This window comes from Pseudomonas sp. 5.2, from assembly GCF_059025405.1.
On sequence record NZ_JBYBHH010000016.1, the window covers coordinates 126,272 to 142,274 of the forward strand.

A 16,003-nucleotide genomic window follows, 5' to 3' on the forward strand; every position below is an offset into this window, starting at 1 on the left:
GGCCAGCCTAGCCAGCGGCTGGCGGGCAAAGTTGGACGATAAAAGGGACGGTTTGGATAAAAACGGGGGATCTGCGGTGGTGCTTCCGGCACTCACCGCGCCTGCTTATGCCGCGGTCTTGAGCTCGATCCGGTACAGCTTGCCGAGCAACAGCGAGTAGGACAGGGTGCCCATCAACGCCACCCCGCCGATAAACCAGAACGCCAAGGCGAACGAGCCACTGGCCTGCACGATCGCGCCAATCACGATCGGGGTGACGATGCCGCCAATGTTCGCGGCCAGGCTGGTGACCCCGCCGGTCAACCCGATCAGTTGCTTGGGTGCCACTTCCGAAACCGCTGCCCACGACGACGAGGCGATGCCCTGGGCAAAGAACGCCAGCGTCAGCACGGCGATACACAGCACGTTGGAGTCGGTGAAGTTGACCAGCACGATCGACATGCCCAGCATCGACCCCACCACCAGCGGCAGCTTGCGTGCAAAGGACAGCGAGTAGCCCCGGCGGATCAGCAGGTCGGAAACGATCCCCGCCAGCAAGATGCCGACCGTGGCGCCAATGAACGGCATCACCGCGAAGATGCCGACTTTGATCAGCGTCAGCTGGCGCTCTTCGATCAGGTAGGTGGGGAACCAGGTGAGGAAGAAGTACAGCGCTGAGGTGCTGGCGAACTTGCCCAGGCAGATGGCCCACACCTGGCGGTAGCGGAACAGTTCGGCGACCTGGCGCCAGTCGAAACGGGTGCGCTCCTGGCTGCTTCTGACCAGCCCGCCGCCGTCCTCGATGTAGGCCAGTTCTTCCTTGCTGACCTTCTTGCAGTTGAGCGGGTCGCGGTACAGGAACAACCACACCACGCCAAAGACGATACCAATCAGGCCGGTGCTGTAGAACACATGGCGCCAGTCATAGGTGGTCGCCAGCCACAGCAATGCCCCGGTGAACAAGGCTGTGCCCAGGTACTGGCCGCACACGTAGATGCTGCTGGCCATGCCCCGTTCGCGGGCAGGGAACCACACGGTGACAGCGCGGCTGTTGGCGGGGAAGGCCGGTGCCTCCATGGCACCGACGGCCAGGCGCAGGCCGAACAGCGAGGTGAAGCCGCTGGCCAGGCCCTGGGCGACAGTGACAGCCGACCAACTGATCAGCGAGACGCCGTAGGTCAGGCGCGAGCCGAAGCGGTCGGCAATGAAGCCGGCTGGCACCAACGCCAGGGCGTAGGTCCAGGCGAACGCGGAGAAGATCAAGCCCATCTCGACTTTGTCCAGGCCCAGGTCCTTGGCCATGAAGGGCGCCGCGATGGAGATGTTGACCCGGTCGACGTAGTTGATGATGGTCGCCAGCAGCAGCAGCGAGAGCATGAACCAGCGACGGCGGGTGGGTAGGCGTTGCGATGCGACCGCGTCCACTGCGAACGCAGGCGCCGCAGTGCGGGAAGTAGGCGTGCTCGACATGAGTCGACCTCGTTTGTTGTTGTTGGTAGAGGTTGGGCTGCAGTCCCTTTTTTAAGGTGGTCGTACAACATCGGAAAATCAACGGCGGTTTTAGACCGTTTTTTTCACTCGGAACGGGGTAGGGCTGCGCTGTCCAAAAAACTCAGCGGGCGGGGTTTTGTCTGCTTTTTTTGCTTTGGATGGCGGTTTTAAAGGGCTGCGTCGGTTTTTGCCGGATACGTTTTTTGCAGTGGGCTTCAAAATTATGAGTTTCGACGTCGTACAACTCATTGCCAGGCAAGCCGCTTGCCGTTCAGAATTCCCGCATGGCAGGCAACGTCAGCGCCAAGCCCCCCGACCGGAGACCCCCATGCCCCCCAAGCGCGAAGTCCCGACCTACGTCATGCAACAGCGCAGCGAGCTGATGGATTTCTACATCCGCGACCAGCGCGGCCGGCCGGCCGAAACCGCGCCACACCGACACGAGTATTTTCAGATCCAGGTCAATTTCGGCGGCGATACCGTGCAGCACATCGGCAGCGTGCAGCGCCCGTTCAAACGCAACACCCTGGCCTTCATCCTGCCGCACCGGGTGCATGTCATCCCGCACCCGGACGACAGCGATTTCGTGGTCATCAACTTTTCCCAGACATTCCTGCTGCCGCACCTGCCTTGCGACCCCATGGACCTGGAAGAAGTGTCGATACTGCAGGCCCCTGAACTGTCACCGTTCCGCTTCCAGGAGCACCTGGATTTTCACCTCGCCGAGGCCGATTTCAGCGAGGTGCGGCGTATTCTCGGGCAGATGCGTGAACTCGATGCCAACCGCCGCTTCGGCAGCCGTGAAATCCTCAAGGGCCTGTTGCTGCAACTGATCGGCCAGGTGTGCGGCTTGTACGCCGACCCCCTGCGCGAGCTGGCCGAGAGCAATGCTGCGCAACTCAGCCGGCGCGCCGCGTTGGGGCGCATGAGCGAGTACCTGCGCAGGCACATCGACGACCCCGACCTCAACCTGCAGAAGGTCGCCGCCGCCACGTACCTGTCGCCCACCTACCTGACCCATTGGCTGCGCAAGGAAATCGGCAAGACCTTCAGCGAATTGGTGCTGGAGCGGCGCATGCACGCCGCGCGCAATTACCTGCTAAACGGCAGCCGCCCGGTCGGCGAGGTGGCTCGGCTGTGCGGCTTTGCTGATGAAGCGTATTTTTCGCGGCGTTTTCGGCAGATCCATGGCTTGCCGCCGGGGCAGTTCCGCCGCCAGCAGCGCGACCCGGATACACCGCAGGTAGCCATGCGGTAAGCTTGAGGCCATGAACCTCGACACCCGCATCAAGTACCGCCACCTGCTGTGCTTCCTGGAGATTGCCCGGCAGGGCAGCCTGGCCAGGGCCGCAGACATCCTCGCCATCAGCCAGCCCGCGATTTCCAAGACGCTCAAGGAACTCGAAGCGCTGCTGGAAACACGCCTGTTCGAACGCAGCCGGCAGGGCGTCGAGCTGACCCCGGCCGGCACCCGCTTCATGCGGTATGCCGGGCCCAGCGTGCAGGCGCTGCGCGATGGCGTCAGCAGCCTGCGCGGCGAGGCGCGGGCACCGTCGCAGGTGCGCATTGGCGTGCTGTCCACGGTCGAGGGCTTGTTGATGCCCGAGGTGCTGTGCCGCCTGCATCAACGCCATGAGGCGTTGCTGATCAGCGTGGTGACCGGTGCCAGCGCGCAGTTGCTGGGCCAGCTACGCCTGGGTGAACTGGAGCTGGTGGTGGGGCGCATGACCGACAGCCCTCAAATTCAGGGCCTGTCGTTCGAGCACCTGTACAGCGAATCGATGAGCCTGGTGGTGCGGCCGGGGCACCCGTTGCTGGCCAACACGCCTGTCGAGCGGGCACAGGTGGGGCGTTACCCCTTGGTGTTGCCGCCCCCAGGCACCACCATTCGCCAGCACGCCGACAGCCTGTTCGTCCAATGCGGTATCCAGATGCCCGCGCAACGCCTGGAAACCCTCTCGCTGGCCCTGAGCCGCCGCTACCTGCTGGGCAGTGATGCGGTGTGGGTGGCGCCACGGGATGCTGTGCTGATCGACCTGGGCCGTGGTGAACTGGTCGAGCTCGACTTGGGCGTGCGCGAGCCGGGCGGGTCGGTGGGCCTGTGCCGCAACGCGGCGCTGGAGCAGAGCGTGCCAGGGCAGTGGGTGTGCGAGGTGCTGCGTGAGGTGGCGGGGCAGTACCGTGAGGGGCGATACCCCTGACAACTCAGAACGAAGTGAAATTTTTGGCGCGTAAACCCAGGCGAATTCGGCATAAAGGGTCAATACTGGCCAGTGGCTCTAATGTGTCAGATGAATAACCCTTTAAGTACTGAACTTCCTTAGCAAAACCCGCTCCTATGCCGGTAGCCATTGGTCATGGCCGCCTGCTAAGCTCGCGGCTTTACCCTGATTGCCCTTATGGCGCATGAACAAGGAAATAGCATGAAACAGCATCGTTTGGCGGCTGCGGTTGCCCTGGTAGGCCTGGTATTGGCTGGCTGCGACCAACAGGCCAGCAGCCCCGAGCTGAAGACTCCGGCACAGAAAGCCTCCTACGGTATCGGCCTGAACATGGGCAAGAGCCTGGCTCAGGAAGGCATGGAAGACCTTGATTCGAAAGCGGTCGCCCTCGGCATCGAAGACGCCGTCAGCAAGAAAGAGCAGCGCATCAAGGACGAAGAGCTGGTAGAAGCCTTCACCTCGCTGCAGAAGCGCGCCGAAGAGCGTCTGGCCAAGGCCAGCGAAGAAGCCGCCTCCGCCGGCAAGAAGTTCCTCGAAGAAAACGCCAAGAAGCCGGGTGTTGTCACCACCGCTTCGGGCCTGCAATACGAAGTGATCAAGAAGGCCGACGGCCCGCAGCCTAAGCCGACCGACGTGGTGACTGTTCACTACGAAGGCAAGCTGACCGATGGCAAGGTGTTCGACAGCTCCGTCGAGCGCGGCAGCCCGATCGACCTGCCTGTCAGCGGCGTGATCCCAGGTTGGGTCGAAGGCCTGCAACTGATGCACGTCGGCGAGAAGTACAAGCTGTTCATTCCGGCCGAACTGGCCTACGGTGCCCAGAGCCCGAGCCCGCTGATCCCTGCCAACTCGGTACTGGTGTTCGACCTTGAGCTGATCGCCATCAAAGACCCGGCCCAGCTGCAGGGTGCCGAGCCAGAAGCGCCAGCAGAAGAGCCTGCCAAGTAACACTGGCTGGTTTGCGTAAAACGCCCCGTCTTGACGGGGCGTTTTCGTTTGGGGCAATCGGCTGAGAAGAACCTCTGGCGGCTGATACTGTCCGAGCAATAGCAGCGTGATGAAGTAGGATGCTTCTGACGCAAATCGTTTGCGAATCTGAAACGACTGTGTAAAAAACGCCCGATCTGACCGGGACCCTTGCCTAGTGGGCACCTGACGTCAGAAACTTCGCCCTGTTCACAAGGTTATCCACAATAAATGTGGATAACCTGTCCCTCTCGGAGGCTCCATGAGCGCACCCTGGAATTTCGCCCGTTTTCTGCCGTTGGCCGAGCGCCTGCTCAGCCGCGGGCGGTTGCCGGCCTTGCTGTTCGCCGTGGCCCGCAAAGGCCCGCGGATCGGCCAGCTGCGCGAGGATGTAAAGCTGCTGCAGTCGCTGTGCCTGGCCTGGTGGCGCGGCGAGTACCGCGCCATCAGCCCCAAAGCGCTGGTGACCATCGTTGCCGGCCTGTTGTACTTCGTCAGCCCTATCGACGCCATCCCCGACTGGCTGCTGGGCGTGGGCTTTCTTGACGACATCGCCGTGCTGGGTTGGGTGTTGAAGACCGTGGCCGATGAGCTGGCACGTTTCAAAGCCTGGCGCGACAGCCAAGCGCCAGAGCGCTTGCGCGTGGTGGAACGCTTGCCGGATACCCCCGAAGCCCTGCGCCTGGAACGCAATACGCAGTGAAATCAGCCTGAGCTGCACAGACTCCCGTACTTGGTAATATAATTGGCATAAGGATTATGCCTACGGATTACATGCCGTAATCCTAAGTAAGGGGGTTGTAATGGGTATTCAGGTTATTAGCCGGGACGGTCAGCCCGAGTACGCCGTCGTTCCCTGGGAGCAATACCAGGCACTGCTGAAGGCAGCGGGGCAGCCGCCCGTCGAGGCGGGTGTCAGTGAAGTGCAAAGCGATGCTGCCAGTGCTGCACCTTTACCGGCGTTCAGCGAGGTGGCACACATTCGTCAAGCGAAGGGCATCGCCCCTGAGCTTTTGGCGCGCAATGTGGGTGTGAGCCCCGCGTACCTGGCCATGATCGAGTCAGGCGAGCGACAGCCGGACGCTGCCATCCGCCGCGCCCTGGCCTGGCACCTGGGTGTGGCGGGTTGGAGCGAACACTCATGAGCCAGGTCAGGATCAGCCGCCAGCACTGGCAGAGCCTGCTGGACGAGCTTGACCTGGCCCGTCGTCAACGTCATCTGCTGACGTACCGTGCGCTTATCGAGCGCTTGCAATTGCCCAGCCCGGCCATGCAGACGCTGACCGCCGCGCTGGAGTACCTGGCGGTGCTGGACGCCCGCGCCGAACAGCCTTTGCGCAGTTCGCTGGTGATCAGCCAGGGTGCCAGCCGCCTGCCGCGCACCGGTTTTTTCGAGTGTGTAGAGCGGCTGGGGCGTTTTGCCGGGCCGGTCGACGGCATGGAGGCGGCGTCCTGGCATGCCTCGGAAGTGGTGCGGGTGTTCGAGTACCGTTACCCCGAAGAAGCCTGATTCAGCCGAGCGCAGTACTTTGTAGGAGCAGCCTTGTGCTGCGAAGAGGCCAGTGAAAACACCAAAGATCTGCGGTGTTTTCACTGGCCTCTTCGCAGCACAAGGCTGCTCCTACCTACATAGAAAAGGGCCGGGTGCTTTCACACCCGGCCCTTTTGGTTAACGCATGCCTAGCCTCAGTGCTTGGCCACCTGCGAACTTGCGCTCAGGTAGTCGAGCAGAATGCGCCCTGTCTCGGACAGGTAGGCATCGTCTTCCGGCTTGGTGTTTTCATCTTCAGCCGGCAATGCGTCTTCATCTTCTTTCTTCAGCTCTTTGAGCGGCTCTTCACCTTTGGCCTTGCGGCGGATGTTTTCCAGGGCCAACTGCTTGCCCTCGATCTCATCGTGGCGGGCACGGCGTTCTTGCTCGTTGAGGCTGACGGTCTTCTCGTTCATCAGCTTCTGGGCCAGGGCCAGGCGGTCGCGGATGTAGGTGAACTCGGCATCCTTGGCGCTGCGCGCTTCATGCTGTGCCTTGAGCTGGGTCAGGTACGGCTTGAACGGGTCGGCCGCTGGCTTGACCACCGGGCGGATGGTGTCCCACGGCATCGCCTCGGGCAGGGCGCTCTCGCCGATTTCCTTGGTGTCGATGATCGATGGGTAGTCGATGTCCGGCAGCACGCCCTGGTGCTGGGTGCTCTGCCCAGACACCCGGTAGAACTTGGCCAAGGTCAGTTTCAGCTCACCATGGTTGAGCGGCTGGATGGTCTGCACGGTGCCTTTGCCGAAGGTCTGGCCACCGACGATCAGTGCGCGGTGGTAGTCCTGCATGGCACCGGCGAAGATCTCCGAGGCCGAGGCCGACAGGCGGTTGACCAGCAGTGCCAGCGGGCCTTTGTAGAAGGCGCCCGGGTTTTCGTCCTCGAGCACGTCGACGCGGCCGTCGCTATTGCGCACAAGGACCGTCGGGCCCTTGTCGATGAACAGGCTGGTCAGTTCGGTGGCTTCCTGCAGTGAACCGCCGCCGTTGTTGCGCAGGTCGATGACTACGCCATCGACTTTCTCTTTTTGCAGTTCGGTGAGCAGCTTCTTCACGTCGCGCGTGGTGCTCTTGTACTCCGGATCACCGGCACGGTAGGCCTTGAAGTCCAGGTAGAAGGCCGGGATCTCGATGATGCCCAGCTTGTAGTCACGGCCGTCCTGCTTGAGCTTGAGCACCGACTTTTTCGCCGCCTGCTCTTCAAGCTTGACGGCTTCGCGGGTGATCGAAACGATCTTGCTGGTCTGGTCGCTCGGGGCATTGCTGGCCGGGATGACCTCCAGGCGCACCACCGAGCCTTTCGGGCCACGGATCAGCTTGACCACTTCGTCCAGGCGCCAGCCGACCACGTCGACCATTTCCTTGTTGCCCTGGGCCACGCCGATGATCTTGTCGGCCGGGGCGACCTGCTTGGTCTTGGCGGCAGGGCCTGCCGGCACCAGGCGGACGATCTTGACCTGGTCGTTGTCGCTTTGCAGCACCGCGCCGATGCCTTCGAGCGACAAGCTCATGTTGATGTCGAAGTTTTCTGCGTTGTCCGGCGACAGGTAGTTGGTGTGCGGGTCGTAGGACTGGGCGAAGGTATTGATGTAGGCCTGGAAGATATCCTCGGCACGGGTCTGGTCCAGGCGTGCCAGCTGGTTCTTGTAGCGCTTGGTCAGGGTTTCCTGGATCTGCTTGGGCTCTTTGCCAGCGATCTTCTGGCGCAGCACTTCGTCTTTGACACGCTTGCGCCACAGGTCGTCGAGCTCGGCCTGGTTTTTCATCCACGGGGCGTCCTTGCGGTCGATCAGCAAGGTTTCCTTGGTGGTGAAGTCGATCTTGTCGACGCCTTTGTTCAGCTCGGCCAGGGCAAAGTCCAGGCGCTGCTTGACGCGGTCAAGGTAGCGTTTGTAGATGGTGAAGCCCGGGTCGAGGTTGCCGCTTTTGAGGAAGTCGTCGAACTGCGTCTTCCACTTGTCGAACTCGGCGATGTCGGCCGCGGTGAAGTAGCTGCGCGCAGGGTCCAGCAGCTTGATGTAGCTGTCGTAGATGATCACCGAGCGGGCGTCATCGAGCGGTGGCTTGCTGTAGTGGTGGCGCTTGAGCAGTTCCACCACATTAAGGCTGGCGACGATCTCGTCGCGGTCCGGCTGCAGGCTGTCCCACTTGTTGGCGGCCGCCGCATTGCCGCCGAGCGTAAGGCTGCCGAGGCCAATCATCAGGGCCAGGGCGGTGCTTGGGAGGAAATGCTTCATGCTGATTCGACGTGGAGGCAATTGATCACGCATAGTAGGCCGTCTTTTCCGTTGCCGGTTCCATGGAGCCGGACAAATACTGCAAAAAGCCCGGGGCGAGGGTTCCCCAGGCTCAGTCATGATTCAACTATGGAGGCACTGTGAAGGCATTGCAAGGCGAAGACGGACATGTGGAGTGGGTCGAGGCCGAGCGCCCGGCCCTTGACGCGGGCCAAGTACGCATTCGCGTGGCTGCTGCGGGGCTGAACCGCGCCGACCTGTTGCAAATGAAGGGGCTGTACCCGCCACCGCCTGGCGCCAGCCCTTATATGGGCCTGGAGTGCGCCGGCATTATCGAAGAAGTTGGGCCGGGCGCCGATTGGCGTGTGGGCGAGCGGGTGTGTGCGCTGCTGGCCAGTGGTGCGATGGCTGAAGAAGTGGTGGTCGATGCCCGCCATGTGCTGCCGGTGCCTGAAGGCCTGAGCCTGCACGAAGCGGCGGCGCTGCCTGAGGTGTATGCCACGGCGTGGTTGAACATCTTCCAGTTGGGCGCCGTCAAAGCCGGCGAGAAAGTGCTGGTACACGCAGGGGCCAGCGGCGTGGGTTCGGCGGCGATCCAGTTGTGCAAGGCGTTTGGCAACCCGGTGTATGTGAGTGTTGGCTCGCAGGATCGCCTGGCCTACTGCGAAGCGCTGGGCGCTGCCGGCGGCGTGGTGCGTAACGAGAACCTCGATGCGCTGGAAGGCGTTGGGCCCTTCGACGTGATTCTTGACCCGGTGGGTGCCAGTTATGGGGAACTCAACCTCAAGCTGCTGGCGCGTGACGGGCGTTGGGTGATCATCGGCCTGATGGGCGGACGCAAGTTCGAGCTGGACCTGGCACAGGTGCTGGGTAAGCGCCTGGAAATCACCGGCTCAACGCTGCGCAACCGTGACGACGGGTTCAAGGCCGAGTTGCTGCGTGAGTTGCTGCAGCAGGTGTGGCCGCTGTTCGCCGAAGGGCGCTTGTCGGCGCAGTTGGTGGATACCTACCCGGTGGAATTTGCCCAGGCGGCGTATGCCGAGCTTGAGACTAACCAAGTGTCGGGTAAGCTGGTGATGGTGATCGATCCGAGCCTGGTGTAAGCAGGCCCGGCCTCTTCGCGGGCAAGCCCGCTCCCACAGGAATATCACAGGCTCAGGATCAGTGATTTAACTGTAGGAGCGGGCTTGCCCGCGAAGAGGCCAGTAGGTTCAGCGCCAATATCAGCTCCAGCTCAAGATCGGCCACCCATTGACCTCGGCATGCTCGCGCAACACCGCATCTGGGTTCACCACAAACGGATGGTCCACCTTCAACAACAACGGCAGATCGTTCCGCGAATCGGAATAGAAACTCGCCCCTTCCAGATTCTCCTGCTCCTGATCCAGCCACTCCAACAACCGGGTGATCTTGCCTTCACGGTAGGTCAGCACCCCATGAGTCTTGCCGGTGTACACCCCATTCACCGCCTCCAGCTCGATCGCCAGGTACTCGTCCACGCCCAACCGCGCCGCAATCGGCCCGACCAAGTGCGTACCCGAAGCGGAAATGATCAGGATACGGTCGCCACGCTTGCGATGCTCAGCGATGCAGCGGCAGGCGTCGCCGAAAATGATCGGCTCGATAACGTCCTCCACCCACGGCTCCACCAGGTGCTCGACCTCTTCCAGGGTGCGCCCGGCAATCGGCTCCAGGCTGAAGGCCATGTAGTCCTCCATCTGCAGGTGGCCCTTGCCATAGGCCTCCATCAATTCATGGTCGCGACGCAGGAAGTCCTTGCCGTCGACCCAGCCCAGCCGGGCCATCTGCTCGCTCCACAGTGACGCGCAGTCGCCGTGGATCAGGGTTTCGTCCAGATCGAAAATTGCCAGTGCCATTGTGTTGAATCTCCTTAAGCCACTTCCCGCAGCGCCGTGGGGTCGATCGACAAGGATACCCGCTGGCCGTCTGGATGCAGGTCGGCAGACGAGCGGTTGAGCACATCGACCACCAGTTCCACCTCACGTACCCGCACCCGGTAACGGATGACATTGCCCAGCAGGCTGTGGCTGCGCACCTCACCGTCCAGCTCGCCATTCAGGCCCAGGGTGATGGATTCGGGGCGAATGGCCAGGCGGCTGGCCACCGGGCGTTGCAGCAGGCGGCTGGCGCTTTCCGGGTCGAGCAGGTTGTAGTTGCCGATAAAGCCCGCAGCAAACAGGTCCACGGGCGCGGTGTAGAGGGTTTCGGCATCGCCGCTCTGAACGATGCGGCCCTGGTTCATCAGGAAGATGCGGTCTGACATCGTCAAGGCCTCTTCCTGGTCGTGGGTGACGAAGATGGTGGTCAGCCCCAGTTCACGCTGGATCGCGCGAATCTGCTCGCGCAGGTGCTTGCGAATGCGCGCATCCAGCGCCGACAGCGGCTCGTCGAGCAGCAGCAGGCGCGGGCGGGTCACCAGTGAACGGGCCAGGGCCACGCGCTGGCACTGGCCACCCGACAACTGGTGCGGGTAGCGCCCGGCGAAGTTGCCCAGTTCCACCAGGTCGAGCACCTCACGCACCCGCGCCTGGCTCTCGTCGGCCTTGACCTTTTGCATGCGCAGGCCAAAGGCAACGTTCTGTTCCACGGTCATGTTGGGGAACAGCGCGTAGCTCTGGAACACCATGCCGATGCCGCGTTTTTGCGGGCTCAGTGGCACGATGTCCTGGCCATCGAGCAGGATGCGCCCCCCGTCCACCGGGGTCAGCCCGGCGATGCAGCGCAGCAGGGTGGACTTGCCGCAGCCGGAAGGGCCGAGCAGGGTGACGAACTCGCCGCGTTCGATCTGGCAGTCGATGTTTTCGAACACCGGTGTGCCGGCATAGCGTTTGTGCAGTTGCTGTACGCTGACGAAGCTCATGTCAGGTCTTGTCCTTGTTCAGGCGGTTGGCGACCCAGGTGAGTACCAGCACGAAGGCGAAGTAGGAGATCACCAGCGCGCTGTTGAAGTGGCCGCTGCTGTTGCGCATGTTGTTGAGGTACACCTGCAGCGTCTCGTAGCGGGTGCCGACCAGCAGGTTGGCGAACACGAACTCGCCGAACAGGAACGAGAACGACAGCAGCAGGGCCACCATCAGGCCTTTGCGCAGGTTCGGCAGCACCACCAGGAATGCCGCTTGCCAGGTGCTGGCACCGAGCAGTTGGGCGGCGTCCATCAGGTCGCGCAGGTTGATCGCCTGCAGGTTGTTGGTGATTGCCCGGTACATGAACGGCAGGGCGATGGTGAAATAGCAGCCGATCAGAATCCACGGGGTGCCGACCATGGCCATGGGCCCGCTGCCATACAGCTGCAGCAACCCCACTGCGGACACCACCGGCGGCACCGCGAACGGCAGCAGGATGAGGATGTTCATCAGCGCGTCGAGCTTGGGGAAGTGGTAGTGCACCACGAACAGCAGCGGCAGGATCAGCACCACCGACAGTATCAATGCGCCCACGCACACCAGCAGCGACTGGCCGAACGCCGCCAGAAAGCGCGGCTCGCTCCACAGCGCCACGTACCACTTCAGGGTCAGGCCGCTGGGCAGCAGGCTGGCCGACCAGCTGGTGGCCACGGAGTAGAGCAGGGTGCCGGCCAGCGGCAGCAGCAGAATCAGGAACAGCAAGTACACCACCAGGCGGTGGTAGAGGCTGCTGGCGTTGGTTTCAGCGCGCATGGTAGCTCCTTTTCAGCAGCCATTGATGGACCACCGTGACCAGCGTCATCAGCCCCACCAGCACCATGGCCAGGGCACTCGCAAGGTTGGGGTCGAGGCTGATGTCACCGGCCACCAGGCCAGCGATGCGGATCGGCAGCACGTTGAAGTTGCCGGTGGTTAACGCATACACCGTGGCATACGCACCCAGGGCATTGGCCAAGAGGATGACGAAGGTGCCGAGCAACGCCGGGGTCAGCACCGGCAGGCCGATATGGCGCCAGAACTGCCAGTGGTTGGCCCCGAGCAGGGCGGCCGACTCACGCCAGTCTTCACGCAAGGCATCGAACGCCGGGTACAGCAACAGCACGCCCAAGGGGATCTGGAAGTAGGTGTACACCAGGATCAGCCCGCTTTTGGAGTAGATGCTGAAGTCTTCCAGCAGGCCGATCTGTTTAAGCAGCAGGGTCAGTGCGCCATTGAAACCCAGCAGGATGATGAAGGCGAAGGCCAGTGGCACGCCGGTGAAGTTGCTGGTCATGTTGGCGAAGGCACTGACAAAGTCGCGCAGCCGCGAATCCACCTGGCGCAGCGAGTAGGCCCCGAGGGTAGCGATGACGATACCGAACAGGCTCGACCAGAAGCTGATTTCCAGGCTGCGCTGCAAGGCCTGCAGGTAGAACTTCGAGGCGAACACCTTGCTGAAGTTTTCCAAGCCCCAGCCCGCCTCGGACTGCACGCTGTTGATCGCCACCCAGGCCAGCGGGGCGATCTGGAAGATGATGAAGAACACAGCGAATGGCAGCAGGCAGAGCAGGGCAAGGTAACGGCCGCGATGGCTGGCATTCACTTGAGCAGCTCCCGGCACACGGTCTTGTCGTGGGCCACGCCAAGCAGCTCGCAGATGGTGCCGCACAACTCGGTTTGCAGCGGCTTGGCAGCAGGGTCGAGGCTGAAGCCATCGCCAAAGACGAACAAGGGGACCTCACGTTCCTCGGCTAGCAGGCCGTTATGCGAGCGGTCGTTGTTCATGCCGTGGTCGGCGGTGACCAGCACCTGATAGCCCTCTTCGAGCCAGCGCGGCAGGTAGTCGGCCAAGAGGATGTCAGCGCTGCGTGCCGCGTTGCGGTACTGGCTGCTGTCCAGGCCGTGGCGGTGGCCGACGTCGTCGATGCTCATCGGGTGCACCAAGAGGAAGTTCGGCGCATGCCGGCGGCGCAGGTATTCGGCGTCGGCCAGCAGGTGTGAATCGGGGTAGCGGTCGTCCCAGTAGAACAGGCCGTGCTGGATCGGCAGCTTCGGCGCATGGGTGTGGCGGTCGCGCTGCGCATCGAACGGCGAGCGGTTGTACAGCTCGCTCATCCAGTGATAGGCCGCCGCCGCAGTACCCAGCCCCGCTTCGCGGGCGTAGTGGAACACGCTGCGCTGGTTGGACAGGCGGTTGACGTTGTTGTGCACGATGCCGCTGTCGATCGGCGTGACGCCGGTGAGGATGCATTCGTACAACGGGCGCGACAGTGACGGTAGCTCGCATTCCACGCGGTACAGCGCGGCGCGATCGGCCTCGACGTAGGCGTGCAGGTGGCCCATGGCATGGTGGGCGACCTGGTGGTTGAGGCCGTCGAGCAGGACCAGGATGACGTTGTGTTGCATGGTGGCTCCGCTGGGGTATCAGTCATTACCGCGTCGTCCCATTCGCGGGGCAAGCCCGCTCCCACAGGTACTGCACAGCAACGGCACCTGTGCTGTACCTGTGGGAGCGGGCTTGCCCCGCGAAGAGGCCGGATCAGGCACTAGAAAATCCAGGCCGTTATTCCATCTCGATGATCACTTGCTCCTGCCACTTCTGCGGCAGTGCCTTCGAAGTCGTTTCCCAAGCAGCGGCATCCTTGATCGGCTGGGCAGCACCATACTGCTCGTTAGGCAGTAGCTTGGCCTGCACATCGGCCGGCAGCTTCAGGTGCTCGGCGCGGATCGGCCGGGCGTGGCCGATGGCAAGGTTAGTCTGCCCGGCATCGCTGAAGATGTACTCACGCGCCAGCTTGGCTGCGTTCGGGTGCTTGGCGTACTTGTTGATGATGGTGGTATAGCCCGAGGTGATCGAGCCGTCCGACGGGATCAGCACTTCGAAGCGCTTGGGGTCGATCTGATCACGGTAGCTCAGGCCATTGAAGTCCCACACCACACCCACTTCCACTTCACCTTTTTCCAGGGTCTGGATGGTGGGGTTGGCCAGCGACAGGCGCTTCTGTTGGGCCAGCTTGGTGAACAGCTGCAGGCCTGGCTCGATGTTGCTTTCGCTGCCTTTGTAGGCGATGGCGGCAGCCAGCACGCCATTGGCGGCCTGGGCGGCGGTGCCGACATCGCCGATGGCAACCTTGTACTTGCCTTTCTCCAGGTCATGCCAGGTTTTCGGGCGTTCTTCTTCTTTCACCAACTCCTTGTTGATGATGAAGGCGATGGTGCCGGTATAGGCCAGCGCCCAGTGCCCGTCCTTGTCCTTGGCCCATTCGGGTACTTGGTCCCAGGTGCTCGGCTTGTATGGTTGGCTCACACCCTTGGTTACGGCAATCGGGCCAAAGGCGGCACCGACGTCGCCGATGTCGGCACTGGCGTTGTCTTTTTCGGCCTCGAACTTGGCGATTTCCTGGGCCGAGCTCATGTCGGTGTCGCTGTGCTTGAGGCCGTATTTATTGGCCAGGTCCTCCCAGGTGCCTTTCCAGTTGGCCCAGGCATCGGGCATGCCCACGCTGTTGACGGTGCCTTCCTTGCGGGCGGCGTCTTCCAGGGCCTTGAGGTCGGTGCCGGCGGCCATGGCCGTGGTACACAGGGCGATGGCCGAACCGAGCAGTGACGCCATGAAGAACTTTTTCATCCGAAGCTCCTTGGGTGGGTGCCTGTTGCGATCGTTGTCGTGAATGAGGCAGTTGTCAGCGACCTTTGGTCTAGGTCAGCAAACCTTGAGCCAAGGTAGGCCGCTTGCGTGACAGTTTGATGTAGGGGGAGGCTTCAACCGGCGGTTCCGGCTGCCTGAAAATACAGCGTAGACCAGATCGCAGGCCCTGATTTAGCGGGCTTGGCCCGAAACTGGCAAAGCCCGTGTGGTGCCTTTGTCACAGGATGTTCATCAGCCCTGCCTAGGCTTGCACTACTCTCCAATTGCCCCGTCATGGGGCTGGCCTAGTCCAGATAGGTAACCTTTGATGCAACCGATGCCCCCGCGTGCGGTAACAGCCATCTGCCACGCCCTGCAGGAGCAGATCGAACACGGCCTGCTGGCGCCGGGTGGCAAGCTGCCGGCCGAGCGCAAACTCAGCGAGGTGTTCGATACCACGCGCATTACCCTGCGCGAGGCCTTGGCACAGCTGGAGGCCCAGGGGCTGATCTACCGGGAAGAGCGGCGCGGCTGGTTCGTCGCGCCCCAGCGGCTGACCTATGACCTGATCGAGCGTAGCCACTTTCATGCGATGGTGCGTGACCAGGGGCGGGTGCCGAGTACCGAGCTGTTGTCGGCGCGGCTGCAGCCGGCGTCTGCCGTTGTCTGCGCACGGCTGCAATTGCCGGCGTTGTCCAGTGTGGTGCGGATCTGCCGGCTGCGGCGTATCGATGGGCGGGCGGTGCTGTATGCCGAGCACTACCTGAACCCGCGGTATTTCCCGGGCATTCTCGAGCAGGACCTGGCGCAGTCGCTGACCGAGATTTATGGGCGGGTATACGGCATCGGCTATGGGCAGGTGTGCTTCGAGATTCTGCCGACGGCGTTGCCGATCGAGGCAGCGGCCGCGTTGAAGGTGTCGGTCGGCAGCCCGGGGCTACACATCACCCGGGTCAACAGTGACCAGCAGGGGCACCTGATCGACTGTGATCTGGAGTATTGGCGGCATGATGCAATCCGCATCCGCGCTCAGGCGGGGTAATGGG

At 62.5% G+C, this 16,003-nt stretch carries 16 protein-coding genes; 8 read left to right on the plus strand and 8 right to left on the minus strand.

Annotation, left to right across the window (positions count from 1 at the left end; all coding sequences use genetic code 11):
- Positions 1 to 105: 105 nt before the first annotated feature.
- Complete coding sequence (locus AC5PZ0_RS22295; RefSeq protein WP_027595897.1) at positions 106 to 1,449, minus strand: MFS transporter; 1,344 nt, start codon at positions 1,447 to 1,449, stop codon at positions 106 to 108.
- Between the two features lie 349 nt (positions 1,450 to 1,798).
- Here AC5PZ0_RS22295 and AC5PZ0_RS22300 point away from each other — a divergent pair, with 349 nt between their 5' ends.
- The 6 genes from AC5PZ0_RS22300 (at position 1,799) to AC5PZ0_RS22325 (ending at position 6,168) form a co-directional block, all read left to right on the plus strand.
- Entirely contained in the window at positions 1,799 to 2,728 is a 930-nt protein-coding gene (locus AC5PZ0_RS22300) for a helix-turn-helix transcriptional regulator (protein ID WP_027595898.1), read from the plus strand.
- 10 nt (positions 2,729 to 2,738) lie between these two features.
- Positions 2,739 to 3,671 (plus strand): pca operon transcription factor PcaQ, encoded by a 933-nt coding sequence (gene pcaQ / locus AC5PZ0_RS22305; protein WP_493855749.1) that lies wholly within the window; start codon positions 2,739 to 2,741, stop codon positions 3,669 to 3,671.
- Positions 3,672 to 3,893: 222 nt separating this feature from the next.
- Entirely contained in the window at positions 3,894 to 4,640 is a 747-nt protein-coding gene (bamJ, locus tag AC5PZ0_RS22310) for a BamJ family beta-barrel-assembly machinery protein (RefSeq protein ID WP_027595900.1), read from the plus strand.
- Positions 4,641 to 4,920: 280 nt separating this feature from the next.
- Positions 4,921 to 5,361 carry a YkvA family protein gene (locus AC5PZ0_RS22315; protein ID WP_027595901.1) on the plus strand — a complete coding sequence of 147 codons (441 nt, stop codon included), beginning with the start codon at positions 4,921 to 4,923 and terminating at the stop codon, positions 5,359 to 5,361.
- 100 nt (positions 5,362 to 5,461) lie between these two features.
- Positions 5,462 to 5,803, plus strand: coding sequence for a helix-turn-helix domain-containing protein (locus AC5PZ0_RS22320; protein WP_493855750.1), 342 nt, complete (start codon positions 5,462 to 5,464; stop codon positions 5,801 to 5,803).
- Positions 5,800 to 6,168: a hypothetical protein gene (locus AC5PZ0_RS22325; protein ID WP_027595903.1), complete on the plus strand. Its 369-nt coding sequence runs from the start codon at positions 5,800 to 5,802 to the stop codon at positions 6,166 to 6,168. The genes AC5PZ0_RS22320 and AC5PZ0_RS22325 overlap by 4 nt, the downstream gene beginning before the upstream one ends.
- A 176-nt stretch (positions 6,169 to 6,344) precedes the next feature.
- Here AC5PZ0_RS22325 and AC5PZ0_RS22330 read toward each other — a convergent pair whose 3' ends face one another.
- Positions 6,345 to 8,426, minus strand: coding sequence for a carboxy terminal-processing peptidase (locus tag AC5PZ0_RS22330; RefSeq protein WP_027595904.1), 2,082 nt, complete (start codon positions 8,424 to 8,426; stop codon positions 6,345 to 6,347).
- 140 nt (positions 8,427 to 8,566) lie between these two features.
- On the opposite strand from AC5PZ0_RS22330, the gene AC5PZ0_RS22335 reads away from it, so the two are divergent.
- The gene (locus AC5PZ0_RS22335) at positions 8,567 to 9,529 is read left to right on the plus strand and encodes an NAD(P)H-quinone oxidoreductase (RefSeq protein WP_085272783.1); all 963 of its coding nucleotides are present in this window, start codon (positions 8,567 to 8,569) and stop codon (positions 9,527 to 9,529) included.
- A 120-nt stretch (positions 9,530 to 9,649) separates the two neighbouring features.
- Here the strand turns inward: AC5PZ0_RS22335 and AC5PZ0_RS22340 are convergent, their stop codons facing one another.
- The 6 genes from AC5PZ0_RS22340 to AC5PZ0_RS22365 form a co-directional block, all read right to left on the minus strand.
- Entirely contained in the window at positions 9,650 to 10,303 is a 654-nt protein-coding gene (locus AC5PZ0_RS22340) for an HAD family hydrolase (RefSeq protein WP_493855751.1), read from the minus strand.
- Positions 10,304 to 10,317: 14 nt separating this feature from the next.
- On the minus strand, positions 10,318 to 11,307 hold the full coding sequence (locus AC5PZ0_RS22345) for an ABC transporter ATP-binding protein (protein WP_493855752.1): 990 nt from the start codon (positions 11,305 to 11,307) through the stop codon (positions 10,318 to 10,320).
- Between the two features lies 1 nt (position 11,308).
- Positions 11,309 to 12,103: an ABC transporter permease gene (locus tag AC5PZ0_RS22350; RefSeq protein WP_027595908.1), complete on the minus strand. Its 795-nt coding sequence runs from the start codon at positions 12,101 to 12,103 to the stop codon at positions 11,309 to 11,311.
- Entirely contained in the window at positions 12,093 to 12,932 is an 840-nt protein-coding gene (locus tag AC5PZ0_RS22355) for an ABC transporter permease (RefSeq protein ID WP_493855753.1), read from the minus strand. Before AC5PZ0_RS22355 ends, AC5PZ0_RS22350 begins: the two co-directional genes overlap by 11 nt.
- The gene (locus AC5PZ0_RS22360) at positions 12,929 to 13,735 is read right to left on the minus strand and encodes an alkaline phosphatase family protein (protein ID WP_027595910.1); all 807 of its coding nucleotides are present in this window, start codon (positions 13,733 to 13,735) and stop codon (positions 12,929 to 12,931) included. Before AC5PZ0_RS22360 ends, AC5PZ0_RS22355 begins: the two co-directional genes overlap by 4 nt.
- A gap of 157 nt (positions 13,736 to 13,892) precedes the next feature.
- A complete protein-coding gene (locus tag AC5PZ0_RS22365; RefSeq protein WP_493855754.1) occupies positions 13,893 to 14,957 on the minus strand; it encodes an ABC transporter substrate-binding protein in 1,065 nt (354 codons plus the stop codon).
- A 328-nt stretch (positions 14,958 to 15,285) separates the two neighbouring features.
- Here AC5PZ0_RS22365 and AC5PZ0_RS22370 point away from each other — a divergent pair, with 328 nt between their 5' ends.
- A complete protein-coding gene (locus AC5PZ0_RS22370) occupies positions 15,286 to 15,999 on the plus strand; it encodes a UTRA domain-containing protein (RefSeq protein WP_099428539.1) in 714 nt (237 codons plus the stop codon).
- Positions 16,000 to 16,003 lie beyond the last annotated feature (4 nt).